The sequence below is a fragment of the Intrasporangium flavum genome (genome assembly GCF_001956915.1).
In the GTDB taxonomy this organism is placed as follows: domain Bacteria; phylum Actinomycetota; class Actinomycetes; order Actinomycetales; family Dermatophilaceae; genus Monashia; species Monashia flava.
The window spans coordinates 88,918-113,807 of record NZ_MLJO01000012.1 but is presented as its reverse complement, the minus strand read 5'-3'; the positions used below and the strand labels follow the sequence as shown (position 1 = coordinate 113,807).

Annotated in this window: 17 protein-coding genes; 9 read left to right on the top strand and 8 right to left on the bottom strand. The window is 73.8% G+C overall.

The window, feature by feature from the left end:
- The first annotated feature begins 1 nt into the window (after position 1).
- A complete protein-coding gene (locus BIV28_RS10310; RefSeq protein WP_083707228.1) occupies positions 2-535 on the top strand; it encodes an RDD family protein in 534 nt (177 codons plus the stop codon).
- Between the two features lie 22 nt (positions 536-557).
- Here the strand turns inward: BIV28_RS10310 and BIV28_RS19730 are convergent, their stop codons facing one another.
- Positions 558-2,120: a YhjD/YihY/BrkB family envelope integrity protein gene (locus tag BIV28_RS19730; RefSeq protein ID WP_083707227.1), complete on the bottom strand. Its 1,563-nt coding sequence runs from the start codon at positions 2,118-2,120 to the stop codon at positions 558-560.
- A gap of 348 nt (positions 2,121-2,468) precedes the next feature.
- On the opposite strand from BIV28_RS19730, the gene BIV28_RS10295 reads away from it, so the two are divergent.
- The 3 genes from BIV28_RS10295 to BIV28_RS10285 all read left to right on the top strand — a co-directional run bounded on the left by BIV28_RS10295 (position 2,469) and on the right by BIV28_RS10285 (position 5,291).
- Positions 2,469-3,875, top strand: coding sequence for a hypothetical protein (locus tag BIV28_RS10295; protein WP_207555908.1), 1,407 nt, complete (start codon positions 2,469-2,471; stop codon positions 3,873-3,875).
- A 268-nt stretch (positions 3,876-4,143) separates the two neighbouring features.
- Positions 4,144-4,917 (top strand): hypothetical protein, encoded by a 774-nt coding sequence (locus tag BIV28_RS10290; RefSeq protein WP_076261572.1) that lies wholly within the window; start codon positions 4,144-4,146, stop codon positions 4,915-4,917.
- Positions 4,914-5,291 carry a winged helix-turn-helix domain-containing protein gene (locus tag BIV28_RS10285; RefSeq protein ID WP_242652890.1) on the top strand — a complete coding sequence of 126 codons (378 nt, stop codon included), beginning with the start codon at positions 4,914-4,916 and terminating at the stop codon, positions 5,289-5,291. The genes BIV28_RS10290 and BIV28_RS10285 overlap by 4 nt, the downstream gene beginning before the upstream one ends.
- Before the next feature lie 21 nt (positions 5,292-5,312).
- On the opposite strand, the gene BIV28_RS10280 is transcribed toward BIV28_RS10285, so the two are convergent.
- The 7 genes from BIV28_RS10280 to BIV28_RS10250 all read right to left on the bottom strand — a co-directional run bounded on the left by BIV28_RS10280 (position 5,313) and on the right by BIV28_RS10250 (position 14,436).
- Positions 5,313-6,236: a carbon-nitrogen hydrolase family protein gene (locus tag BIV28_RS10280; RefSeq protein ID WP_076261570.1), complete on the bottom strand. Its 924-nt coding sequence runs from the start codon at positions 6,234-6,236 to the stop codon at positions 5,313-5,315.
- Between the two features lie 3 nt (positions 6,237-6,239).
- On the bottom strand, positions 6,240-6,926 hold the full coding sequence (locus BIV28_RS10275; RefSeq protein ID WP_076261569.1) for an SRPBCC family protein: 687 nt from the start codon (positions 6,924-6,926) through the stop codon (positions 6,240-6,242).
- On the bottom strand, positions 6,923-9,388 hold the full coding sequence (gene cutA, locus BIV28_RS10270; protein WP_076261567.1) for an aerobic carbon-monoxide dehydrogenase large subunit: 2,466 nt from the start codon (positions 9,386-9,388) through the stop codon (positions 6,923-6,925). Before cutA ends, BIV28_RS10275 begins: the two co-directional genes overlap by 4 nt.
- The gene (locus BIV28_RS10265; protein WP_076261566.1) at positions 9,385-9,954 is read right to left on the bottom strand and encodes a (2Fe-2S)-binding protein; all 570 of its coding nucleotides are present in this window, start codon (positions 9,952-9,954) and stop codon (positions 9,385-9,387) included. Before BIV28_RS10265 ends, cutA begins: the two co-directional genes overlap by 4 nt.
- Positions 9,951-10,877: an FAD binding domain-containing protein gene (locus BIV28_RS10260; RefSeq protein WP_076261564.1), complete on the bottom strand. Its 927-nt coding sequence runs from the start codon at positions 10,875-10,877 to the stop codon at positions 9,951-9,953. Before BIV28_RS10260 ends, BIV28_RS10265 begins: the two co-directional genes overlap by 4 nt.
- Positions 10,878-11,089: 212 nt before the next feature.
- Positions 11,090-12,571, bottom strand: a complete 1,482-nt coding sequence (locus tag BIV28_RS10255; RefSeq protein WP_076261563.1) for a uracil-xanthine permease family protein — start codon at positions 12,569-12,571, stop codon at positions 11,090-11,092.
- 152 nt (positions 12,572-12,723) lie between these two features.
- Positions 12,724-14,436 carry a PucR family transcriptional regulator gene (locus BIV28_RS10250; RefSeq protein ID WP_242652888.1) on the bottom strand — a complete coding sequence of 571 codons (1,713 nt, stop codon included), beginning with the start codon at positions 14,434-14,436 and terminating at the stop codon, positions 12,724-12,726.
- 127 nt (positions 14,437-14,563) lie between these two features.
- Here BIV28_RS10250 and BIV28_RS10245 point away from each other — a divergent pair, with 127 nt between their 5' ends.
- The 5 genes from BIV28_RS10245 (at position 14,564) to BIV28_RS10225 (ending at position 24,476) form a co-directional block, all read left to right on the top strand.
- Complete coding sequence (locus tag BIV28_RS10245) at positions 14,564-15,481, top strand: oxamate carbamoyltransferase subunit AllH family protein (protein ID WP_207555907.1); 918 nt, start codon at positions 14,564-14,566, stop codon at positions 15,479-15,481.
- The gene (locus BIV28_RS10240; protein WP_076261559.1) at positions 15,474-18,458 is read left to right on the top strand and encodes a bifunctional FdrA/YlbE family protein; all 2,985 of its coding nucleotides are present in this window, start codon (positions 15,474-15,476) and stop codon (positions 18,456-18,458) included. Before BIV28_RS10245 ends, BIV28_RS10240 begins: the two co-directional genes overlap by 8 nt.
- A 183-nt stretch (positions 18,459-18,641) precedes the next feature.
- The gene (locus tag BIV28_RS10235) at positions 18,642-20,378 is read left to right on the top strand and encodes a sialidase family protein (protein WP_207555906.1); all 1,737 of its coding nucleotides are present in this window, start codon (positions 18,642-18,644) and stop codon (positions 20,376-20,378) included.
- Between the two features lie 127 nt (positions 20,379-20,505).
- Positions 20,506-22,494 carry an ABC transporter ATP-binding protein gene (locus BIV28_RS10230; protein ID WP_083707225.1) on the top strand — a complete coding sequence of 663 codons (1,989 nt, stop codon included), beginning with the start codon at positions 20,506-20,508 and terminating at the stop codon, positions 22,492-22,494.
- Positions 22,491-24,476, top strand: a complete 1,986-nt coding sequence (locus BIV28_RS10225) for an ABC transporter ATP-binding protein (RefSeq protein WP_076261556.1) — start codon at positions 22,491-22,493, stop codon at positions 24,474-24,476. Before BIV28_RS10230 ends, BIV28_RS10225 begins: the two co-directional genes overlap by 4 nt.
- Positions 24,477-24,890 lie beyond the last annotated feature (414 nt).

The window sequence follows — 24,890 nt, the reverse complement described above, 5'->3', positions numbered from 1 at the left end:
CATGGCCGCGCAGCCGCCCGTGGACCCGGCCCGGGGGCCGATCGCGCGCCTCACCGTGCCGCCGGCGGCGAGGTCGGTGCAGGGCCACCGGGCCGGGATCGTCACCCGGGTGCTGGCCGGCGTCGTCGACGGGCTGGTGACGGTCGTCGCCGTCGCGGCCGGGTACGGCGGCGTCGTCGCGGTCACCTACCTGCTGCGTCCCCGGGGCTTCTCCTTCCCCGACCCCGGATTCGGGCTGCTCCTCGTCGCGTTCCTCGCCCTCCTCACCTGCTACCTCGGCATCGCGTGGGCGACGACGGGCCGCACCTACGGCGACCGCGTGCTCGGGCTGCGGGTCGTCGACGCCCACGGCCGGCGGATCCGGCCCCTCGTCGCCCTCGTGCGCGCGCTCCTCTGCGTGCTCGTGCCCCTCCTGCTCTTCTGGGTCGTGTTCAGCCGCGAGAACCGCTCCGCTGTCGACGTCCTGCTGCGGACCTCGGTCGTCTACGACTGGGCCGCGGCGTCCGAGCCGGCCGGTCCCGCACCCCGGGGCTGACGCGTCGGGCCGGCCCGGCGGGTCAGCCGCGGAAGTACTCGCGCAGCGCGGCGTCCTGCTCCGGCGTGAGGCTGGTGTGCAGCAGCGTCGGGTGGTGGGCGAGGAACGCCGCGCGGACCTGGTCGACGACGACGTCGGAGGTCATGAGGAAGAGGGCCGAGGTGCCCGGGGTGACCTCGTCTCGCACCTGCCGGATGAAGGCCTCGCCGATCCCCGCCTCCCGCAGCGAGCCGCCGAGCGCGCCGGCCGCCGCACCGACGGCGAGCCCCAGCACCGGGGCGAAGAAGATGATGCCGAAGAGCAGGCCCCAGAAGGAGCCCCCGAGCGCGCCACCCACCGAACTGGCCGACAGCTGCGAGGCCCGCGGGCGGGGCGCGTCGGTGGGCCACGTGACGACGGCCGCGTCGAGGACGCGCAGGGCGCCCCGGCGTTCGAGCTCGCGCAGCGTGTGGCCGGCCTCCTCGGCGCCGCCCTCGGACTCGAAGCGCCACACGGTGAGCGTCGCGGCCTGCCCGTCCTCCACACCGGCAGACCCGGCAGAACCGTCAGGACGGACCGTCCCGGCCGCGACGCGTCCGGCGGGGCTCGCGGCGCCCCCGCCGTGGGCGTGGGCCACGATGTCGCGCCAGTCGGCCCGGAGCCGGGCGGGCAGGCTGCGCAGCGTGACCGCGGTGACGTGGTCGCCGCCGGAGGGCAGCCGTGCCGCGTCGCGGTAGCGGGCGAGGGTGTGGTTGAGGGTCGAGGCGCCGATGAGCACGCGGGCGAGCAGATAGGTCCAGAGCAGCACGGTGGCGGCCGCGCCGAGGGCGCCGTAGAGCTGGGAGGAGCTGCTGATGCGGCCCATGAGGAAGAAGACGCTGACGAGGTGGAGCACCTGCAGGCCGCCGCCCACGAGCAGGGCGCCCGGCAGCAGCTCGACCGCCGAGGTCCCCGCCGGTCGCGGCAGCACGCTGAGCACGTACCAGCCGAGGAGCGTGTACGCGGCGAGCATGGCGAGCGTGACGACCACCCCGACCGTGAGGGCGACCGAGCGCAGCCAGTTCGCCGCGAGCGTCAGGGCGATCGCGAGCACCATGAACACGACGACGGCCGACGCGGCCCGGGACCGGCCGGGCAGCCGGGCGGCCGGCAGGTGCCACGCGAGCCGCGTGCCGATCCACATCGCCCGTGCCACGTCGACCGACGTCGAGTAGAGGCCGACGACGCCGATGAGGAGCAGGAGCCAGCGGCCCTGGTGGGCCTGTGCCGTCGCCTGCGAGATGGTCGAGGCCATGAAGCCGCCGAGCCCGGCCTCGGTGACGCCGCTGCGCACCTGTTCCGGGCTCGAGAAGCCGAAGAGCGCGACGATCACGAGGGCCGCGGGCAGCAGCCACAGGAACAGTCGGAAGGCGAGGGCGCCCGCGAGCAGGGCACCACCGGTGTCGCGGTCCTCACGGAGCGCGTCGGTCAGCAGCCGGACCGACGCGTGCTCGTCGCCGGCGGTCTCGAGACGTCGGCCCGCCTGCGCCTGCAGGTGCCGGCCCCGGTCGAGGATCCGGCCCGTCCGGGTCGATCCCCGACGCGGACCGTCGGCGTCGCTGGGCATGACCCCGATGGTCCGTGCAGCGGCGCGGGTCCGCCTCACCCCCGGAGCATGATGCGCCCCTCGGGGCCCGGCGCGATGGTGGGCCCGAGAGACCAGCCGTGCCGGCAGGGACCCGTGGGTCGCGGAAGGGGCGCCCGCGAGGGCGGCGCGCGAGCGTGGGGAAGGTGACCGGACATGACCACGGACCAGGAACCGGTGGGCGCAGGCCACAGCACACCACCGACGCAGCCGGTACCCGTGCACGACGTGCGGACAGGGGACCTGCCCACGGGGAGCGTGCCCACGGGCGACGGCCCGACGGCAAGCACGCCCGCCGGGGGTGCGCCCACCACGCCGACCGTGCCCACCGTGTCCACCGGACCGACGGCGTCGACGGTGCCCGACGGGGACGTCCCGGTCGTGGCCTCCCCGACGGCCGACGTCCCGCTGGCGACGGTGCCCGTGGGGACCCTGCCCGTGGAGAACGTGCCGGTGGGGGCCGTCCCCGTGGCCGCCGCGTCCGCGAGCGACGTGGCAGCCCTCGAGGCCGAGATCGAGCGGCTCCGGCGCCGCAACGCCGAGCTCGAGTCGCCGACGGCGGTGCGGGTCCGGCGGGCGGCCCGCACGACGGGCGCCGTCATCCTCGTCATCATCGGCGCCCTGTGCCTGACGCTCTCGGTGCCGGCCATCTGGGCGCGCAACCAGGTGCTCAACACCGACCGGTACGTCGCGACGATGGAACCGCTCGCGTCGAACGCGGACGTGCAGGCCTCGGTCGAGGCGGCGATCAACCGGCAGATCGCGGCGCGTCTGGACGTCGGTGCCTTCGTCGAGCAGGCGCTCCCGCCGGAGGCCGCGCGCCTCAAGGCCCCGATCGTCAACGCCGTGTCGGGCCTCATCTCGACCGTCGTGCACCGGGCGGTGACGAGCGAGGCGTTCGCGACCCTCTGGACCGCAGCCAACCGCACCGCGCACGACTCGCTCGTCGGCATCCTCACGGGCGAGGACCAGGGCAACGCGGTCACGGTCTCGAACGGGGCCGTGCTGCTCAACCTCGGTCCGATCATCGAGGCGGTCAAGGCGCGCCTCGTCGCGGCCGGGCTGACCGTCGCCTCCCAGATCCCGGCGGTCGGGGCGACGATCGAGATCGCTCGGCTCCAGGGCGTCGACAAGGCCCAGCAGGCCGTCCGCCTGCTCAACACCGTGGCGACCTGGTTGCCGTGGATCGGGCTCGCGGCGTTCGCCGGCGCCATCGCCCTGGCCCGGGGGCGCCGGCGCAAGACGCTGCTCTGGGCGGCGCTCGGGACCGCGATCGGGCTGGTGGTGCTGCGGATCGGGCTCGTCGTGCTCCGGGGGGTCTACCTCGACCAGATGCCCACCGACGTCATGTCGCCGCAGGCCTCGGCCTACGTCTTCGACACCGTGACGCGCTTCCTGCGCGACGGCATCCGCCTCGTCTTCATCGTCGCGCTCGTCGTCGCCGTGGTCGCGATCCTGCTCGGCCGCCGCGCCGGCATCGCCCGGGCCGGCCGCCGGGTGGGCGCGGCCGCCCGCAGCTCGTGGGGCTCGCTCAGCCGCGGGCCGGTCGGCGCGACCGTGGCGCACCACACGATGGCGGTCGGCGGCGGGGTGCTCGCCGTCGGCGCCCTCGTGCTCGTGCTCTGGGAGAACCCCTCGGGCCTCGTCGTGCTCGTCATCGCGATCGTCGTCGCCCTCCTGCTGGCGGCGGTCTGGGGGATGGCGCAGGGCGTGGGCCGCGAGCGGCCCGCGAGCTGAGGGGGAGCGGGCCCGGGCCACCCCGCGCGGTGGCCCGGGCCGACGCCGCTCGGGCTGACACCGCCCCCGCCGGACGACCGTTGCCCGACGCGTCCCGCCGCACCTCGGCGTGTCGAGCGCCGACACGCCGGCCGGGGACGCCGGTCGCGCACCAACGGTCGTGCGGCATCGGCTTGGTCTTGGCGAGAACTCTTGACGCGTGACTACTCTGCAATGCAGAGTTGACGCATCGGGCGCACAGGGGCGCCCGCCGCGGAAGGAAGCGTCGATGACCCACCCCCAGCCGACCCAGCCCGCCCGGCCTCCTCGACCGCACGAGGTCACCGCCGCCGAGGACGTCCTCGCGCGCACCGAGCAGCTGCGCCGGGTGGCCCGCCGCGACACCCGGGGCCTCGAGATCCCGCTGCTCGTCCTCGGCGTGCTGACGCTCGGCTACGCGGCCGTCAGCCACGTCGAGCAGAACGTCCTCTACTCCGACCTCGGTCCCGGCCAGTCGAGGGACAGCACCGACGCCGAGCTGTGGTTCTCGCAGTTCGCCGACAACTACTGGGCCGTGGTCGGCGGCGCCGGCCTGCTCGTCATCGGCCTGTGGTTCGCCGTCCGGAGCCGCCGACGCGGTGCCGGGGCGGGCGCAGGGGCCTGGATCGCGGGTGGTGTCGGACTGCTCCTCATCGCCACGTTCGGCCTGCCGTTCTCGGCGTGGGGCATGGTCGGGATGTTCGGCATCGTCGGGTTCATGGCGCCGACGGCCTTCATCGGCATCGCGCTGCTGCTCATCGCCCGGCGACGCCGTGATCGGAGGCTCGCCGTGTGGGTCGTCGTCTTCTGCGTCGTCGTGACGCTCGCGCACCTCGGCTTCTTCACCAACCGCTTCAGCGACCTGCTCCGCCTCGTGGGTCCGGGCGACGCCGTGCCCGTGCACGCCGTGGTCCAGGCCGACCTCGTCGTCATGGCCGTCCTCGGCCTCGTCCTCATCGGGGTCGGCCTCCGCGGACGCCGGGCAGGTGGCACCGCCTCGCGCCACGAGCCGGTGGCGTCGTGACCCCGCGCGACGCCACGCCCGCCGACCCGGTCGAGGTGGCCGACGCGTCCGGCGCGTCCGGCGAGGACGAGCCGCACCCCACGAGCCGGCTCGACGACGTCGTCCACCAGAAGGCGCGCCTCGGCATCCTGGCCCTGCTCTCGGAGGCCGACCGAGCCGACTTCACCTACCTCAGGTCCAACCTCGGCCTCACCGACGGCAACCTCGGCCGGCACATCGAGGTGCTCGCCGGCAGCGGGCTCGTCCACGTCGAGAAGGGGTACGCCGGCAGGCGACCGCGCACGTGGGTCACGATCACCCGCGCCGGACGGCACGCGCTCGCCGAGGAGATGGCCGCCATCCGCGAGCTGCTGCGCCGCTTCGAGGGCGGCTGACGCGTCGGGTGGGATGGCGCCTCAGCCGGCCTCGCCGCGGTGGATCGGGGCGTGCGGGAACGACGTCGCGGCGGGGCGCTCGAGGTCGTCGCGGTGGTTGCGGATCAGGTCGAGGTTGCGGTCCCGCAGGTGGTCGAAGGCCTGGCCGACGTTCGAGCCCGGTGTCAGCGAGGCCAGCGCCTCGTCCGGGTCGAGCCGAGCCGTGACCCAGCCCTCGTGGGTGGCGGCCTTGGCGACGACGTGCCCGACCGGCGTGACGACGTGGCTGTTGCCGAAGTAGAGCACGCCGGCCGGGTCGGTGCCGACGGCGTTGGCCCCGACTACGTAGACGTGGTTGTCGTAGGCACGGGCGCGTGACGTGAGGTCCCAGATGTCGGCCGAGCGCAGCAGCGCCGACGGCCGGCAGATGACCTCGGCGCCCTGGACGGCCTGGATGCGGGACAGCTCGGGGTAGTCGCCGTCGAAGCAGATGATCATGCCGATGCGGCCGAGGTCGGTGTCGCACACGGTCACGGTGTCGCCCGGCGTGACCCAGCCGCCGCCGCTGACGATCTCGGAGCAGAACGGGTGGGTCTTGCGGTACACCCCGAGCACGTCACCGGACGGGCCGACGAGCACCGAGGAGTTGTACACGACGCCGCGCTCGGGGCCGCGCTCGTAGGTGCCGAGGCACACGTGGACGCCGAGCTCGCGGGCCACGGCCTGCACCGGCTCGGTGAGCGGGCCGGGGATCTCGGCGACGAGGTCCCACAGTTCCTCCTTGGAGCAGCCGGGGGTGAAGCCGGTGGTCGCGGTCTCGGGCAGCACGACGAGCTCGGCGCCGGTGGCCTCGACGCAGCGACGCGTCCACTCGACGCAGTGCTCGACGTTGGTGCGGATCGTGTCGGCGCTCAGGGGTGCCGGCACGGGGGCGACCTGCACGGCCGCAGCGGTGAACGCGCGCATGCCTCATCCTCTCCCGATGGCCCAGCCGACGACGACCCCCACGAGCGCGATCGCGCCGCCCGCGAGGGTGCCGAGGGCGAAGTCGCGCATCCGCGACGGCTCGCCGGACGCGGCGGCCCGGCCCGCGTAGACCGCCCCGGGGCCGCTCGCAGGGGCACCCGTGGACGCCACGTCACTGCCCATCACCCACGACGGGGTCCCGGCCGCGGTCGGCGTGGGTGCGGCAGCACCCGCCGGCACGGCGGCCCCGCCACCAGCGAGGTCGGCGTCGACGGCCGTGAAGAACTGGCCGGCCATCTTCTTCGTGACGCCGGCGAGCATCCGCTGCCCGACGCCGCCGATCGGCCCGCCGACCGACGCGTCGGCGTCGTAGGTGAGGTCGGTGCCGCCGGCCGCGGAGGCGGCCAGGCGCACGACGACGTCGGCGTCGACCGTGCCGGGGGCGCCGGCTCCCTTGGCGCGCATCGAGAACGAGTCGGGAGCGGCGGGGTCGCCGAGCGACACCTCGCCGTCGTAGGTGCCGCGGATCGCCGCGACGCCGGCCGTGACCGTCATGGCGTACGTGTGCGGCGCGAGCTCGACGAGGCGCTCGCAGCCCGGCAGGCAGCGGGCGAGGACCGCAGGGTCGTGGAACGCGTCCCACACCTGCTGCGGCGGCGCGGCGAGGGTGGCGGATCCGGAGATCTTCATGCGGTCGGCTCCTTGGGGGCTCGGACGTCGGCAGGCGCACCGGCGTCGGTGACGGTGCGCGGGGAACGGTGCAGGGAGGGGAGGTCGCCGGCGGCGTGGCGGCGGCGCAGCTCCCACAGGTCGTTGGGCGAGATCGGCATCCGGGTGATCGGGAAGCCCTCGGCGTCCTCGATGGCCGACGCGATGACGGCGGTGACCGGGATGCACCCGGCCTCGCCGGCGCCCTTGATGCCCAACGGGTTCAGCGGCGACGGGGTCTCGAGGTGGTCGGCCTCGATGGTCGGCACCTCGGACGCGTAGGGCACGAGGAAGTCCATGAAGGAGGCGTTGAGCAGCTGTCCCGACTCGTCGTAGACCATCCGCTCGTAGAGCGCTCCACCGACGCCCTGGGCCACGCCGCCGTGCACCTGGCCCTCGACGATCATCGGGTTGATCATCGTGCCGCAGTCGTGGATGACGCAGTAGCGCAGGATGCGGATCTCGGCGGTGACGGGGTCGGTCTCGACGATCGCCGCGTGCATGCCGTTGGCGAAGGTGGCCTGGGTGGGGGAGTAGAAGCCCTTGCCCTCGAGGCCGGGTTCCTCGCCCTCGGCGACGGGCGGCTTGTCGGGGTCAAACGTGCCGGCGAACTGCGTCGCGGCCTTGGCGGCCTCGTCGAAGGCGTACCGCAGCGGGTTCGAGAGCACCGACACGGTGCCGAGGCTCATCGACGTGCCCGGCGCGCCCTTGACGCGCACGTCGCCCTCGACGATCTCGAGGTCCTCGGGCGACACCTCGAGCGCGTCGGCCGCGATGCGCAGCGCCTTCTCGCGCACCTTGCGGGCGCCGATGGCGATGGCGCTGCCGCTCATGACCGCGGCCCGCGAGGCGAAGGTGCCCACGGCGTAGGGCATCTTGCGGGTGTCGCCGGTGGTGACTTGGACGTCCTCGAGGCGAACGCCGAGCTCCTCGGCGACGATCTGGGCGAAGACGGTCTCGTGTCCCTGGCCCTGCGACGTCAGCCCGGTGGACACGTTGACGCGCCCGCTCGTCTCGATCTGGATGTGGCCGCCCTCGTAGGGGCCGACGCCGGTTCCCTCGACGTAGCAGCCGATCCCGAGCCCGACCTTGCGTCCCTCGGCCTCGGCCGCCGCGCGGTACTGCGCGAAGTCGTCCCAGCCGACGAGGGCCTTGAGCTTGGCCAGGCTCGCCGGGAAGTCGCCGGAGTCGTACCTGAGCGGGCGGCCGTCCTGGAAGAGCAGGCCGTGGTCGTAGGGCATCTCCTCGGGGAGGATGAAGTTGCGCGAGCGTACCTCGGCGCGGTCGAGGCCGAGGGCGTCGGCGATGGCGTCCATCGTGCGCTCCATGGCGAAGCAGCCCTGCGGGCGGCCGGCGCCGCGGTACGGCGTGACGAGCACGGTGTTGGTGTAGAGCGACCAGAACTCGACGCGGTACGCGCCCGGCTTGTACGGCCCGAGCAGCTGGGTCGAGGTGATGATCGGCACGATGATGCCGTACGGGGTGTAGGCGCCGTTGTCGTGCCAGATCTTGACGTCGAGCGCGAGCAGCCTTCCGGCGTCGTCGAACCCGACCTCGATGCGCTGCAGCTGGCCGCGCTCGTGCGCCGCGCCGATGAAGTGCTCGCGGCGGTCCTCGGCCCACTTGACCGGCTGGTTCAGCAGGCGCGCGGCCCAGGGGACGAGCACCTCCTCGGGCCACGGGTGCACGATCTTGACGCCGAAGCCGCCGCCCACGTCGGGCGCGATGCACTCGACCTTGGCGAGCGGCAGGTCGAGCTTGGCGGCGACCGCCGCCCGCACGCCGGTCGACGTCTGCGTGGACGAGTACATCCGCAGCTCGCCCTTCTCGTTGTCCCACCGCGCGTAGACGCCCTTGCCCTCCATCGGCATGCAGGCGCTGCGCTCGATGTCGAGGTCGAGGGTCAGCCGGTGCGGGGCCGAGGCCATTGCGGCGTCGACGTCGCCGACCGTCTGCAGCATGTTCGCGGCGACGTTGCCGGGCACGTCGTCGTGGACGAGCAGCGCTCCGTCGCGGGCGTTCTCGATGCCGACGACGGCCGGACGCTGGTCGTAGGTGACGCGGATGCGGTCGCAGGCGTCCTCGGCGACGTAGCGGTCGGTGGCCACGACCATGACGACCGGCTCGCCGACGTGGTTGACCTCGTCGCGCGCCAGGGGGTAGCCGGTGCGTCCGTGGGTCAGGGTCGGGTGCGGGATGAGCAGCGGCAGCGGCTCGCCGACGCGGCCCGGCAGGTCGTCCCACGTGTAGATGGCGACGACGCCGTCGACGTCGATCGCATCGGACGCGTCGATGTCGACGACACCGGCGTGGGCGTAGGGGCTGCGCACGAACGCGGCGGCCAGCGCGTCGTGGCCGAGGTCGTCGAGGTAGCGGCCGCCGCCGGTGACGAGGCGCGGGTCCTCCTTGCGCTTGACCGGGGCCCCGAACATCTGGGTCGTCATGCGTGCTCCCCGGGGGCCTGCTCGGCGGCGCGCTCAGCCTTGATCTCGGCGGCGCGCAGGACGCTCTTGACGATGTTCTGGTAGCCCGTGCAGCGGCACAGGTTGCCCGAGATCGCCTCTCGCGCCTCCTCGCTCGTCGGTGCCGGGTTCTCCTCGAGGTAGGCGGTCACGGTCGTGAGGAAACCGGGGGTGCAGAACCCGCACTGGAGACCGTGGCACTCGGCGAACGCCTGCTGCACCGGGTTCATCGACTCGCCGGTGGGCGCGACGCGGGCGTCGGGCGCGGTGCACAGGCCCTCGACCGTCGTGACCTCGTGGGCCTGGGCGCTGACGGCGAACATCAGGCAGGAGCGCATCGGCTCGCCGTCGACCAGGACGGTGCAGGCGCCGCAGACGCCGTGCTCGCACCCGACGTGGGTGCCGGTGAGGCGCAGGTCGTGGCGGAGGAAGTCCGACAGCAGGCGCCGGGCCGGCACCGACGCGGTGCGGCTGACGCCGTTGACGCGGATCGAGACGTCGTGCAGCTGCTCGCCGGTGGCGGCGTCGGATGTCGTGGTGTCGGTCATCGGCCGGGCTCCTCGCTCGGGCTGGCGGTCGGGCTGGCGGTCGGGCTGGCGGTCGGAGCGCCGGTGACGGCGGTGGTCAGGGTGCGGCGGGTCAGCTCGGTCGCGAGCATCCGCCGGTACTCGGCGGTGGCGTGGATGTCGCCGTCCGGCTCGATGTGCCCGCCGACGGCGTCGGCGACGTCGTCCAGGGCGGCGGTCCACGCGTCGGTGCGCGGCTCGAGCCCCTTCAGGACGTCGCCGAGGTCGAGGACCGAGGGGACCGGCGTCACGGAGACGAACGACGCGCTCGCCGCGGACACGACGCCGTCGCTCAGCGTCACGGCCACGCCCACACCGGCGAGGGCGTAGTCGCCGTGCCGGCGCGCCGACTCGGCGAACGCGGTGCGGGTGCCCTCGGGGAAGCGGCCGAACCGGGCCGCCACGACGAGCTCGTCGTGCTCGAGGGAGGTCTCGAGCGGGCCGAGGAAGAAGGAGTCCCAGGGGATCTCGCGCGCGCCGTTGGGGCCGACGGCCTCGATGACGCCACCGGTCAGGGCCAGGACCGACGGCATCTCGCCCGCCGGGTCGGCGTGGGCCAGCGAGCCGACCGTCGTGCCCCGGTTGCGGATCGCCGGGTGCGCGACGTTGACGACGGCCTGGCGCAGCAGCGGCAGCGCGGACGCGGCGGCGTCGGAGCGCTCGAGCCCGCGGTGGCGCACGAGCGCACCGACGCGGACGGCGTCGGGGGCGACGTCGATGCCGTCGAGCCCCGGGATGCCGTTGACGTCGACGAGGTGGCCGGGCGAGGCGAGGCGCATGTTGAGGACGGGCACGAGGCTCTGGCCGCCGGCGAGGACCTTGCCGTCGTGGCCGGCCTGCGCGAGCACCGCGACGGCCTCGTCGACGGAGCGCGGTGCGTGGTGCACGAAGGGTGCGGGCTTCACCGAACCGATCCTGCCTTCCGTTGGGGGGTGGAACCAGAGAATCCCGATGCATCGGTGTGCCGTCGGTTTTGGCACGTTCTGCCGAAGGAACGGGGTTGCGCTGCCGATGCCTGCCCGGCCGGGCGACCTGGCCGGCCGGGGAGGGCGGGGAAACGGCGTGGCCCCCGACGGTGTCGGGGGCCACGCGGGTCGTGCGTGTCGTGCGGGAAGCGTCAGTGTCGACGGTCCGGGCCGCCCGGGGCGTCCTGGTAGAGGTCGTCGACGCCGTCGGCGTCGCCGTAGTCCCCCTCGCGCTGGCCCAGCGAGATCATCGTGCCTCCAGCGGCGTCGGCCCGTTCACGCAGGTCGGCCGGGGCGACGGCACGGGCCAGGTGGTAGGCGCCGACGGCCACGATCGTGCCGAGGGCGATGCCGCCGAGCTCGAAGCTGTCCGAGAACTTCAGCGACACACCGCCGATGCCGATGATGATGCCCGCGGAGACCGGGACGAGGTTGATCGGGTTGCCGAAGTCGACCCCGTTCTCCTTCCAGATCTTCGCGCCGAGCAGGCCGATCATGCCGTAGAGGACGACGGTGATGCCGCCGAGCACGCCGCCGGGCACCGACGACACGAGCGCACCGAACTTCGGCGACAGGCCGAAGAGGATCGCGACGACGGCCGCCACGTAGTACGCGGCCGTCGAGTAGACGCGGGTGGCCGCCATGACGCCGATGTTCTCGGCGTACGTCGTGGTCGGCGAGCCGCCGACCGAGCTCGCGATGACGGTGCCGACACCGTCGGCGGCGATGGCCCGGCCCAGGTACGGGTCGAGGTCGCTCTTCGTCATCTCGGCGACGGCCTTGACGTGGCCCGTGTTCTCGGCGATGAGCGCGATGACGGCCGGGAGGACGAGCAGGATCGCCGCGACCGAGAAGCTGGGGGCGTGCCATCCGACGACCTCCTTGCCGGCGACCATCTCGGTGTGCGGCGGGAAGCCGAACCACGACGCGTCGGAGACGCCGGAGAAGTTCGTGCGGAAGTGCGTCGTGACCTTGCCCGCCGCGGCGTCGTAGGACGTGATCTGGCCGAACATCTTGTCGAACAGCCACGAGATGACGAAGCCGAAGATCAGGGCGAGGAACACCGCGATGCGCGAGATGAAGCCCTTGAAGGCCACGGCGAAGACGATGGTGAAGGCCATGACGAGCAGGGCCACCCACTGGTCCTGCGGCCAGTAGATGCCGGCCACGACCGGCGCCAGGTTGAAGCCGATGAGCATGACCACCGCGCCGGTGACGACCGGCGGCAGCACTTTGTGCAGCACCGACGAACCGAGGAAGTGGATCGCGACGCCGACGAGCGCGAGCACGAGGCCCGCGACGAGGATGGCGCCGGTGACCTCCTGGGTCGTGCCGCCCTGCGCGCGGATCGCCGCAACGGCACCGACGAAGCTCGCCGACGTGCCGAGGTAGCTCGGCACCTTGCCGTTGACGATGAGCAGGAAGCAGATCGTCGCGATGCCGCTCATCATGATCGCGAGCTGCGGGTTGAGGCCCATGACGAGGGGGAAGACGAACGTCGCGCCGAACATCGCGACGACGTGCTGGGCGCCGAGCCCGACCGTCTTGCCCCACGAGAGACGTTCGTCGGGCGCGACGACGTCGTCGGGCCCCAGCGTCTTTCCGTCCCCGTGCAGTTTCCAGCCCAAAGCCATTCCGACTCCTATGGTTGCCGCATGCGTGATGCGGGTCACGTCCCACTCCGGGATGGGCGAAAACTACTCCCGGGTCAGGGGATTGCGTTCGTCAAACGTTGATACACGCCGACGGAGCCCCTCTGGCAGGTCGTGCCGTAGGGGCGGAGGCCTCAGATGCCGCGCATCGCGTGGATCTTGAGGGCCAGCGCGAGGGTGAGGCGCAGGTCGGGGTCGGTGGTGAACGGGCCGAGCATCTTCTCGAGCTTGCCGATGCGGTAGCGCAGCGTGTTGTAGTGGAAGAAGAGGATGCGGGCCGTCTCGGCGACGTTGAGGTTGGTGTCGAGAAGCACGCGCAGGGTCTCGCGCAGCCCGGCGTTCTCGGCGGAGTCGTCGGTGGCGAGCTCGCGCAGCGACTCGTGGACGAACCGGCGCAGGTCGGCGCCGTCGGGCACGAGCGCGAGCAGCCGGTAGATGCCGAGGCCGTCGACGTGGGCGAGGGCGCCGTCGCCCTGCATCTGTCGTCCGACGGTGACGGCCGACAGCGCCTCGTCGTAGGCCTGGGCGAGCCCGGCCGCCGACGAGATGGGCCGGGAGACGCCGGCCGAGAAGCTGCGACGCCCACCGCCGCCGTCGCCCCGCACGACGCGCACGAGGTCGCCGACGACGCGCATGACGCGGTCGGTGTCGGCGCCCTCGGGCACCGGGACGAGGGTGACGACCTCACGGCTGAACCCCATGACGGGCGAGCGCGGGTCGCGCACCGCGACGGCGTGCGTCCAGGCCCGGGCGAAGCGCTGCTGGAGGAAGCGCACCTCCTCGGGGTCGCGCGTCGTGCGGTCGTCGTCCTCGTCGGTCTCGGCCACGACGACCACGAGTGGCCGGTCGATGTCCCAACCGAGCGACGCGGCGTGGGCGACCGCGTCGGCCGGGCTGCCCGCCCGCCCGGCCAGGGCGTCGCGGAGGAACTCGGCGCGGTACTTGCCCTCGACGGCCGACACCGCCTGGTCCTTGGTGATGGCGAGGGCCGCCACGGTGGCGGCGCGCTCGAGCAGGCGGGCGTCGTCGGCCGTGAGGTGCCGATGGCTGCAGCAGGCCATGAGCACGCCGTGGTCGAGATGACCTGCGACGATGCGCACCGCGGCGCGGTCGGAGGTGGGTCCCTCGGGGCGGGGGCCCATCGGCTCGGCCTCGGTCAGCAGGCGCCCGGTGCGGTCGAAGCACTCGAGCGACAGGGCGTGCTCGAGCTCGCGCTGCGACCCGGCCCGGGCGATGACGCGCCCGTCGGTGGTCGTGACCATGGCCGCGCCGTCGAGGAAGCCGACGACCTGCTCGCAGAGGTCGTCGAGGGAGCCGCCGGCGAGCACGATCTGCACGAGGGCCCGGTCGGCGTCCTCGAGCCGGCGCAGCGTCGCGGTCTGGTGGGCCAGGATCGCGCTCAGCACCTCGGTGGTGAACGTCGCGACGGCCTCGAGCGGCACGTCGATGAGGGCGAGCCCGGCGCGTCGGGCGGCCCCGCGCAGGGCGCGGGAGGGGGCCTCGTCGACGCCCGAGAGCACGAGGCCCGCTGCGCCGGCGTCGGCCAGGACGTCCACTGCCGCGATGGCGGGCGTGCCGGATGCCGGCTCGGCTGCTTCGGCTGCCTCGGCTGCCTCGGTCAGGGCCGCGGCGTCGGCGAGCACGAGCTGGTGGGTCAGGGCGTCGCCGAGGGCGGCGGCATTCAGCGCGGTGCGCAGCGGCGTCGTGCTGTCGACGGACACGTCGAGCTGTGCCCCGGTGGCGTGCACCGCGCCGTGGACACCGGCGGCGAGGCCGGCGATGAGCCGCAGGGAGATCCCGGAGACCTCGGGCTCGCCACCGACCCGCGACCGTGCGGGGGCTGGCAAGTCACCGTCGTGGAGGGCCGGATCGTTGGCAACTTTCACCATGAGCCCACCCTAGCGAGCCTCGGTAGCGTCGCGTCAGGATCGAGCGCACGAGAGGGCGGTGGAGGCGGTGGCGGACCCTTCGGACGTGCTCGTGCCCGCCGCGGTCTCGCCTCTCGTCGCCGGGACGGTGGCCGGTGCCGTGCGGCCCTGCCCGGTGCTCGCGGCGTTCCCCACCTGCCTCTACCTCGGCCTCGGCGCCCACGCCGACGTCCTGGCCGTGCTCGCCTCCGACGCGCTCGCGCTGCCCATCGGCCTGCGCCTCGCCGAGCCCTCCTCGACGGTCCGCTGGGGCGTCGCCGCGGGCGACACGGTGCTCGTGGGGGCCGGACGCGTGCGGCTACCGCACGCGGAGGTCGTCGCCTCGCGCCTGGCCCGCCCTGCGCGAGTTCGCGCCGGGGCGCGACGCGTCGGGGCGGCCCGGCTGCTGCCCGAGCCCGGCGTCCTCGGCGAGCTCGTCGCCGAGCTCGTCGCGGACGCTCTCGCCGGGCGGCCCGTCGAGAGCGGCGTGCACGGCCTCGTGGGGGCCGGCCGAGGCCTGACGCCGAGCGGGGACGATGCCCTGTGCGGCGCCCTCCTCGCGCTCGTCGCCGGTTCGAGCACCGGTTCGGACGCCGGGGCGGCCGCCGGGCGTGCCCTGTCGAGGGTGCGCACCGCCGTGCGGTCTGCGCTGGGCCGCACGACGAGCCTGTCCGCGGCACTGCTCGTGGCAGCCGGCGACGGCTACGCCGTGCCTGAGGTCGCCCGCCTCGTCACCGCCCTCCAGGCAGGGCCCGGCGCCGCGAGCTCGGCCGCCGACACCGGCCCGGCGCCCGCCGTGGCCGCGGCCGTCACCGACCTGCTCGCGCCGGTCCTGGCCATCGGGCACTCGTCGGGGCACGACCTCGTGTCGGGCCTGGCCGGAGCGCTGCTCGCGCTCGATGCGAGCGATCCGCCTCGCCACCAGACACTTTCGGACCACACCCATCGAAACGACCCCACCGAGAAGGGATCCCGCAGTGCCTGAGCACGTCGAGCTTCGCACCGGCGCCTACCACGACTCCGTCAGCCTCATGCAGGTCTCGCGCACCGTCGCGGCCACCGACGGCGTCGAGGCGGCCCAGGTCGCCATGGCCACCGACCTCAACCTCGAGGTCATCCGAGGCATGGGCTTCGAGGTGCCGGACGCGTCGCCGAACGACCTCGTCGTCGCCGTGCGCGGCACCGACGACGGCGTGGTCGCCGCGCGTGCCGCGGTCGACGACGCCCTCGCGGGGTTGCGCTCCGCGTCGTCAGGCGGGGGCGGGTTCGGCGAGGCGCCGGCGCGACGCACCCTCGGTGGTGCCATCGCGGCGTCGGGCGCCGACCTCGCGCTCGTCAGCGTGCCGGGGGCCAACGCCACCGTGGAGGCGTTCGACGCCGTGCGCTCCGGGGTCTCGGTCATGGTTTTCTCCGACAACGTCCCCGTCGAGGACGAGGTCCGGCTCAAGGACGCCGCCGCCGAGGCCGACGTGCTCGTCATGGGCCCGGACTGCGGCACCGCGGTGGTCGGCGGCGTCGCGCTCGGCTTCGCCAACGTCGTGCGCCCAGGGTCCATCGGGCTCGTCGCGGCCTCGGGCACCGGAGCCCAGCAGGTCATGTGCCTGCTCGACGCCGCCGGCGTCGGCATCAGCCACTGCCTCGGGGTCGGCGGTCGTGACGTGTCGGCGGCCGTGGGTGGCCGCTCGACGCGTCAGGCCCTCGCCGCGCTCGCGGCCGACCCGGCCACCGACCGCATCGTCGTCGTGTCCAAGCCTCCGGCCGCCGAGGTGCTCGCCGACCTGGAGACCTTCGCCGCGGGGCTGGGCAAGCCCGTGCACTGGGCCACGCTGGGGGAGGGACGCCCCGACCTCACCGCCTCGGTCGAGGCCGTGGTCGCCGCGGCCGGCGGCGCGCAGCCCGGATGGCCCGTGTGGCAGGGCGTCTCGTCTCACGAGAAGGCGTCGGGCGCCGCCCTCCGCGGCCTCTTCTGCGGCGGCACGCTCGCCGACGAGGCGATGCTCGTGGCGGGCGCCGCGCTCGGTGACATCCGCTCGAACATCCCGCTGCGCCCCGACCTCGCCCTCGGCGCCGACCTCCGCGACCCCGGCCACGTCGTCGTCGACTTCGGCGACGACACCCTCACCCGCGGCCGGGCCCACCCGATGATCGACCCGTCCCTGCGGCTGCAGCGCATCGCCACCGAGGCCGCCGACCCGACGTGCGGCGTCCTGCTCCTCGACCTCGTCCTCGGCCACGGCGCCCACGCCGACCCGGCCCCCGAGCTCGCCGACGCCGTGCGCGCCGCGCGCGCGATCGCAGCCGAGGCCGGCCGCACCCTGCCCGTCGTCGTGTCGGTCACCGGCACGGCGTCCGACCCGCAGGGGCTCGAGGCCTCGGTGGAGGCGCTCGTCGAGGCCGGCGCGACGGTGCTGCTGTCCAACGCGGCCGCCACGCGTGAGGCCGTGCGGCTCCTGGGCCGCGACGTGCCCGACGCGCCGCAGGCGTCCGAGGCCGCCGCGACCTCCGAGACGTCGACGAGCTCGGCGACGTCAGCGTCGGAAGGCCCGGCGGCCCCGCTGCACGGGCTCCTCGACGCCGACGTCACGGTCGCGACCGCCGGCATCCCGCTTCTGACCGAGTCGCTGCGGTCCCAGGCGGTCCGCGTCACGGAGGCCGCGTGGCAGCCGCCGCTGCCGGGCACGGAGGGCCACCTGGCCACCGTGCTGGCCGACCCGCGTCGCGACGCCGCGAACGCCGAGGCGCTGCGTCGCATGGTCGCCGCCGGCGCCGACCTCGTCGACGTCCAGCCCGCGTCGGAGGCGCTGGGGCTCGAGCGCGGCACCTTCCTGCACGCCGGTCCGCCGATCGAGTTCGCCCGCGCCTCAGGGCCGCTCAAGGGCGCGCTCATCGGCGCGATGCTCTTCGAGGGGCTGGCCGACACCGCCGAGGAGGCGGAGGCCAGGCTCGAGAAGGGCGACGGCATCACCCTCGAGCCGTGCCACCACCGCGACGCCGTCGGCCCGATGGCCGGCGTCGTCAGCCCGTCGATGTGGCTCTACGAGCTGCACGACGACGTGCACGACAACACGTCGTGGTGCTCGCTCAACGAGGGTCTCGGCAAGGTGCTGCGGTACGGCGCGTACGGGCCCGAGGTCATCGACCGGCTGCACTGGATGAACTCCGTGCTCGGCCCGATCCTCCAGCAGGCGGTGCGTGCCCGCGTCGACGCGTCGGGCCCCGTCGACATCAAGGCGGTCATCGCCCAGATGCTCCAGATGGGCGACGAGGGCCACAACCGCAACCGCGCCGGCTCCCTCATGCTGCTGCGCGAGCTGCTGCCCACCATGATCACCGCCGACGCGTCGTCGGCCGACATCGCCGAGGCGGTGCGGTTCTCCGGTGCCAACGAGCACTTCTTCCTCAACCTCGGCATGCCGGCGTGCAAGCTGAGCACCCTTGCGGCGCACGGCATCCCGGGAGCGAGCGTCGTGACCACGATGGCCCGCAACGGCACCGACTTCGGTATCCGCGTGTCGGGCACCGGCGACGCCTGGTTCACCGGTCCGGCCAACACGCCCGAGGGCCTCTTCCTCGGTTCGTACGGCCCGGACGACGCCAACCCCGACATCGGCGACTCGGCCATCACCGAGACCGCCGGCATCGGCGGGTTCGCCATGGCGGCGGCCCCAGCCATCGTCAAGTTCGTCGGTGGCGACGTGCCGTTCGCACTGCGGGCCACGCAGACGATGTACGAGATCACCGTGGGGGAGCACCAGGCCTTCCAGGTGCCGATCCTCGAGTTCCGGGGCACCCCCACGGGCATCGACGTCGCCGCCGTGGCGCGCACCGGCATCCTGCCGCAGATCAACACCGGCATGGCCGGACGCGTGGCCGGCACCGGGCAGGTCGGCGCCGGCCTCGTGACCCCGCCAGAGCAGTGCTTCACCCAGGCCCTCGAGGCCCTCGCCGGGGCAGCCGGCTGAGCCGAGGTCCAGCTCTCGCGGAAGGCCGGTCACGTCATGACGTGACCGGCCTTCCGGACATCGGGGACCGACCCGGCCGGACGTCTTGTCGGACGCGTCCGGCCGGGGCACTCTGGAGGGTGGCCGCCTCGGGCGCCGACGCGACGACCGTTCACCTCTTCCCGACCGTCGAACGGAGCAGTCATGCGTCGACCACGCATCGTGACCGCTGCCCTGGTATCCCTGGCCACCGCCTTGTTGGGTACCGCTGTCGCGGCAGCCGTGCCGTCGGACGTCCTCGTGACGAACGGCAGCCCGGTCACTCCCTTCTCGCAGAACAAGCAGAACGAGCCCGCCGTCGCCATCGACGCCCACGCCCCCTCGGTGGTGGCTGCCGGCGCCAACGAGGAGATCGACATGGAGTCGTGCGCCGCCGGTGCACCGAACACGTGTCCCTTCACCGCCGGCGTCGGGGTGTCCGGCATCTACCTGTCCTCCACCGGGGGCACGTCCTGGACCCAGCCGACGTACACGGGCTGGAGCGCCCGTGACTGCCTCGGCCCCGCCGCGTGCCAGCCCCACGTGGGCCCGATCGGCACGCTGCCCCGGTACTACGAGGCGGGCCTGGTCTCCGACGGTGACCCGGGCCTGGCCTTCGGTCCACGGCCCGACGCGTCCGGGCACTTCTCGTGGGCCAACGGCTCGAGGCTCTACTACGCCAACCTGACCGCGAACTTCGGCGCGACCAGGCAGGACCAGACGTTCAAGGGCTTCGAAGCCATCGCCGTCTCGCACACCGACGACCTCACGGGTGCGACCGCAGGGCACAACGCGGCGTGGTCCGCACCGGTCCTCGTCTCGAAGCAGTCCTCGACGACGTTCTCCGACAAGGAGCAGATCTGGGCCGACAACGCGTCGAGCAGCCCGCACTTCGGCACGACCTACGTCTGCTGGGCCTCCTTCCGCAGCCAGGAGAAGGGCCACGCCCTGCCGACCCCGCTCATCGTGGCGCGGTCGACCGACGGCGGCATCACCTGGACCTCGAAGCAGGTCGGCCCGGCCACGGACAACGGCATCAGCGGCCAGCCCGACGGCTGCACCGTCCGCACCGACAGCCACGGCACGGTGTACGTCTTCGGCGTCGGCGTCCGTGGCGGCACGAGCTACGAGATGATGTACCGCTCGACCGACGCCGGCGCGCACTTCACCGGCCCGACGCTCATCACCAGCGTCGTCCCGCCGGGCGTGATCGACCCCGTCCAGGGTCGCCCGGTCATGGACGGCCTCGGTGGCGCTCGCGTCGACCTCGCACCCGCTCCGGGTGTCGACATCGCGAACGGCGCCCCCACGGGCTCTGACGCCACGAACCAGATCGTCATGACGTGGTCCGACGGCGCCAACGGTCTGAACCACGAGCGGCTCATGGTCGCGACGTCGCGCAACGGTGGCGCGTCGTGGACCGGACCGACGGCGGTGTCCCTGACCTCCGGCGACCGGCCGGTCTACTCTGCGCCGGCGATCTCGCCGAACGGCACCGACGTGTACGTCGTCGTCAACTCCTTCACGACGGTCTACCAGGACAACACGACGGCTCCCCGCGGCCTCGTCGGCGAGGTGCTGCACTCCGACGTCGTCGGCGGAGCCCTCACCGGGTTCACCTCGATGCACCGCGGCACCGTGGGTGACCCCCGCGGCTCCTCGTCCAACTCCCTGACCGACGAGTTCCTCGGCGACTACGTCTACGCCGCGGCGACGCGCACCGGCGTCGTCGGCGTGTGGAACGACACCCGCGACGCCGCCGACTGCCCGGCCGTCGACGCGTACCGTGCGTCGCTCTACACGAGCTCGCCGGTCAGCGCTCCGGACGTCATCGGCTCGTGCCCGGCGACCTTCGGCAACAGCGACATCCGCTCCGCCGCACTGGCGGACCCGACTCCGTGAGCGGCTGTCGACCCACCCACTGACCGACCAGGGACCGGCCCCCGACGGGGGCCTCCGACACCGACCCACCGGGACGCGGAAAAACCGGTGGGGCGGTGTCGGTCGTCCGGCCTAGGGTGGACGGGCCATGCGAGACTTCCCGCCCCCGACCCGCGCCTACACCGAGCGCGGGGCCCCCGAGCCCGACACCCGCAACCCGCGCCGCTTCCTCTGGTGGATGGTGCGGCAGAACGGCGTGCTCTTCGTCGCCGGTCTGGTCACCGCCCTCGTGTGGATGGTCCCGCAGACCGTCGGCCCGTGGATGGTCGGGCGGGCCATCGACGCCGGGATCGTGGCCGGTGACAGCAGCACGACGCTGCGATGGGTGCTCGCGCTCGCCGTGGTCACCCTCGTCGGCGCGAGCAGCGGCATCGTCTTCCACACGTTCATCGTGCGGGAGTGGCTCATCGCCCTCTACGGCACGACCAAGCTCGTCACGCGCAAGGCCCTTCAGCTGGGCCACGTGCTCACCCGCCGGACGCCCACCGGCGAGGTGCTGTCGGTCTCGGGCAGCGACGGCGACCAGTTCGGCGCGCTCATGGAGATCACGACGCGCGCCTTCTCGCAGCTGGCGGCCTACCTCGTCGTGGCCGGCATCGTGCTGACGACGTCGGTGCGGATGGGCGTGCTCGTCCTCGTGTCCGCCCCGCTGCTCGTCGTCCTCGGCTCGCCGCTGCTGCGCCCGATGCAGCGCTGGCAGGGCGTCGAGCGCTCGCGCAACTCCGAGCTCACCTCGATGGCCACCGACATCGTCGCCGGCCTGCGCATCCTGCGTGGCATCGGCGGCGAGGACACCTTCGGCGGCAACTACGCGGCCCAGTCGCAGCGGGTGCGCCACTCGGGCGTGGCCGCCGGTCGCTGGCTCGCGGCCGTCGAGTCGGTCGGCGTGCTGCTGTCCGGTGGCTTCGTCGTGGCGCTCATGTGGGTCGGCACGCGCGAGGTCGCCCAGGGCAGGCTCACGGTGGGCCAGCTCGTCAGCTTCCTCGGCTACGGCCTGTTCCTCATCCAGCCGATGCGCACCTTCGTCGAGTTCGCCCAGAAGTGGACCCGCTCGGTCGTGTCGGCGCGCAAGGCGGTGGCGGTGCTCGGCCAGCGTCCGCCGTGGGTCCACCCCGAGGCACCGCAGGCCCTGCCCCGCGAGGCGGCGATCGTCGACGAGCGCTCCGGTGCCTCGTTCGAGCCGGGCCGCCTCACCATGGTCGTGTGCGCCGTCCCCGACGAGTCCGCGGCGCTCGCCGACCGCATCGGCCGCTACCTGCCCCGCGACGAGGGCGCACTCGTCAGCGACGAGATCCCCGAAGAGCTCAAGGGCCGGGCGGCCAAGCGCGAGCGGTCCATTCGCACCAAGGCCCGCGAGGCCCAGGCGGAGCGCGACGAGGAGCAGGCGCGACGCCCCTGGGGCGTCAGCGTCGGTGGCGTCGACCTCTCGAGCGTCGAGCTCGACGACGTCCGCGACGCCATCCTCGTCAGCGACACGGCGCCGCAGGTGTTCGCCGGCACGCTGCGCCGTGCCGTCGACCCGCTCGGCCGGCTCACCCGCGAGGACGCCGAGCGTGCCCTCCACACGGCGTCGGCCGAGGACGTCTTCGACGCGCTTCCCGGCGGCTGGCAGGGCGAGCTGGAGGAGCGTGGCCGCGGCTTGTCCGGCGGCCAGCGACAGCGGCTCGTCCTCATGCGCGCCCTCGCGGCCGACCCGGAGGTGCTCGTCCTCGTCGAGCCCACCTCGGCCGTCGACGCCCACACCGAGGCACGCATCGCCGAACGCCTCGGGGCCCACCGCGCCGGGCGCACGACGATCGTCATGACCGCCTCGCCGCTGCTGCTGCACCACGCCGACGACATCGTCCTGCTCGAGGACGGCCACGCCACCGAGCGCGGCCGCCACGTCGACCTGCTCGCCCGCTCCGACGCCTACCGCGCGGTCGTGGCCCGCGGCGAGACCGACCACTCGGTGCTCGCCCGCGACGACGCACCGGGCGTCGGTGCCACGGGCCCGAACGCTGCCCTGACCGACCCTGCCCGCAGCGAGCCCCTGCCCGCCGACCTGCGTGCGACCGACCCGGAGGAGGTGCGATGAACGCGACCACGACGCCGTCCGCTGCCGCGCTCAGCGACCTGCTGCCCGAGTACCTCGCGTCCGAGTCGGCGCGCACGTGGGACGCCGCCCACGAGGCGCCCGCGGTGCCCGAGGAGCTGCGCCCACCGGCGTCGGCCTCGGTGGGTGAGCGGCTCGCGGCGCTGCGGCGTCGGCACCTGCTGCGCGAGCGTCGGGCCCAGGAGTTCGTGGCCGACACGATGAACGCCCGCACCGGCCTGCCGATTGCCACCAACCGCGACGTCGTGCGCTTCATCGGGGGCCTGCTGTCCGACGAGAAGGCGCTGGTGGCCCTCGTCATCGTCGCCAACGCCCTCGCCGCCGGCGCCGGCCTGCTCGTGCCACGGCTGCTCGGCCGGCTCGTCGACTCCACGGTCGCCGACGTCCAGGCCGGGCGCGTCGACGCCGCCATGGCGGGCGCCACCTCGTCGGCCCTCGTCGTCGCCGGGCTCGTCGTCGTGCAGGGCCTGTTCACCTTCGCCGCCCAGCTGTCGGCCACCTACCTGGGCCAGGGCGTGCTCGCCACGGCCCGCGAGTACGTCGTCCGGGCGATCCTGCGCCTGCCCCTCTCGCGCGTCGAGAGCGCGAGCACCGGCGACCTCGTCACCCGCGTCACCCGCGACGTCGGCACGATGAGCGAGAGCGTGCGGTGGGCGCTGCCGCAGTCGATCTTCGCGAGCATCACCGTCGTGCTGACCCTCGTCGCGATGACGACGAACTCGCTGTGGCTCTCGCTGCCCTCGATCGTGCTCATGCTCCTCGCGATGATCCAGGTGCGCCGCTACCTGCAGCGGGCGCCGAAGGGCTACCTCACCGAGGGCGGCACCTACTCGCGCATCAACACGACCCTCACCGAGACGGTCGAGGGCGCGCGCACCGTCGAGGCGCTCGGCCTTGCGCGGCACCGGCTGCGCCGCGGTGACGACGACATCGAGGTGTCCGGCCAGGCCGAGCGCTACACGATGACGCTGCGCAACCTGCTCTTCGTCGTCATGGACGTCGCCTTCAGCCTGCCGCGCGTGCTCGTGCTGCTCCTCGGCGCCATCGGGTTCGCCCAGGGCTGGGCCACGCTCGGGCAGATCACCACGGCGATCCTCTACGCCGAGGCGCTCTGGGGCCCGTTCGACATGCTCGTGCACACCGTCGACCGCGTGCAGGTGGGCATCGCCTCCACCACGCGCCTGCTCGGCATCGCCACGGTGCCGCCCGACCGCACGCCCGGGCAGGCCCGCCCCGCCGGCCCCGACCTCGCGGGCCGCGACCTGCGCTACGCCTACCGCGCCGGCCACGACGTGCTGCACGGCATCGACCTCACGATGGCCACCGGCGAGCGGCTCGCCATCGTCGGGCCGAGCGGCTCGGGCAAGTCGACGCTGGGGCGCCTGCTCTCGGGCATCCACGGGCCGCGCACCGGGTCGGTCACCGTCGGTGGCGTCGAGCTCGTCGAGCTGCCGCTCGACGTGCTGCGCACCGAGGTCGCCCTCGTCACCCAGGAGCACCACGTCTTCATCGGGTCGGTCCGCGACAACGTCGTGCTGGCCCGTGAGGGCGCGGGCGACGGCGCGGTCCGCGAGGCGCTGCAGGCGGTCGACGCCCTCGACTGGGTCGAGCGCCTGCCGGAGGGCCTCGACACCAAGCTGGGGTCGGGCCACCAGGCCCTGACGCCGGGGCAGGCCCAGCAGGTCGCGCTCGCCCGGCTCATCCTGGCCGACCCGCACACCATCGTCCTCGACGAGGCCACCTCGCTCATCGACCCGCGCACGGCCCGCCACCTCGAGGGGTCGATGAACGCCCTGCTCACCGGGCGCACCGTCGTGGCGATCGCGCACCGCCTGCACACCGCCCACGACGCCGACCGCATCGCCGTCGTCATCGACGGCCGGGTCGTCGAGCTCGGCAGCCACGAGGAGCTCGTGGCGCTCGACGGCGAGTACGCGGCCCTCTGGCGGGCCTGGACCTCCTGACGCCTGGCGGCCCGCCTCGCCGTCACCGGTCCCGACCGGCCTGTCCCAACCGGCTGGTCGCACAGCAGGGCCCGCCCCTGGGAGGTGGGGCGGGCCCTCGTGCCCGTGCCGTGGCTTCCCCTGCCTGCCGCGGTCCGGGTCGTGGCCGCGACGGGAGCGGTGGGCTGACCACCGCGGCCGGTGTGAGGGGGTCGCGATGCGGCCGCCGGTGGCTGTCGGCACCGGCACCGGCCGCGGGGGACCGCGACTCCCTCTGGGTGGTGGGCCTCACCATAGGCAGGAAAATTCCTCGTTCCGTGCCGTTTGCGTGAAATTGCTTCGGATCCGTGACCGGGGCGCCCCACCCGCCGCGGTCCGGGCCCTCGACGCCGCAGCCTCGGCGTGTTTGGGTGGGCCCATGAGCGAGGGCAGCCG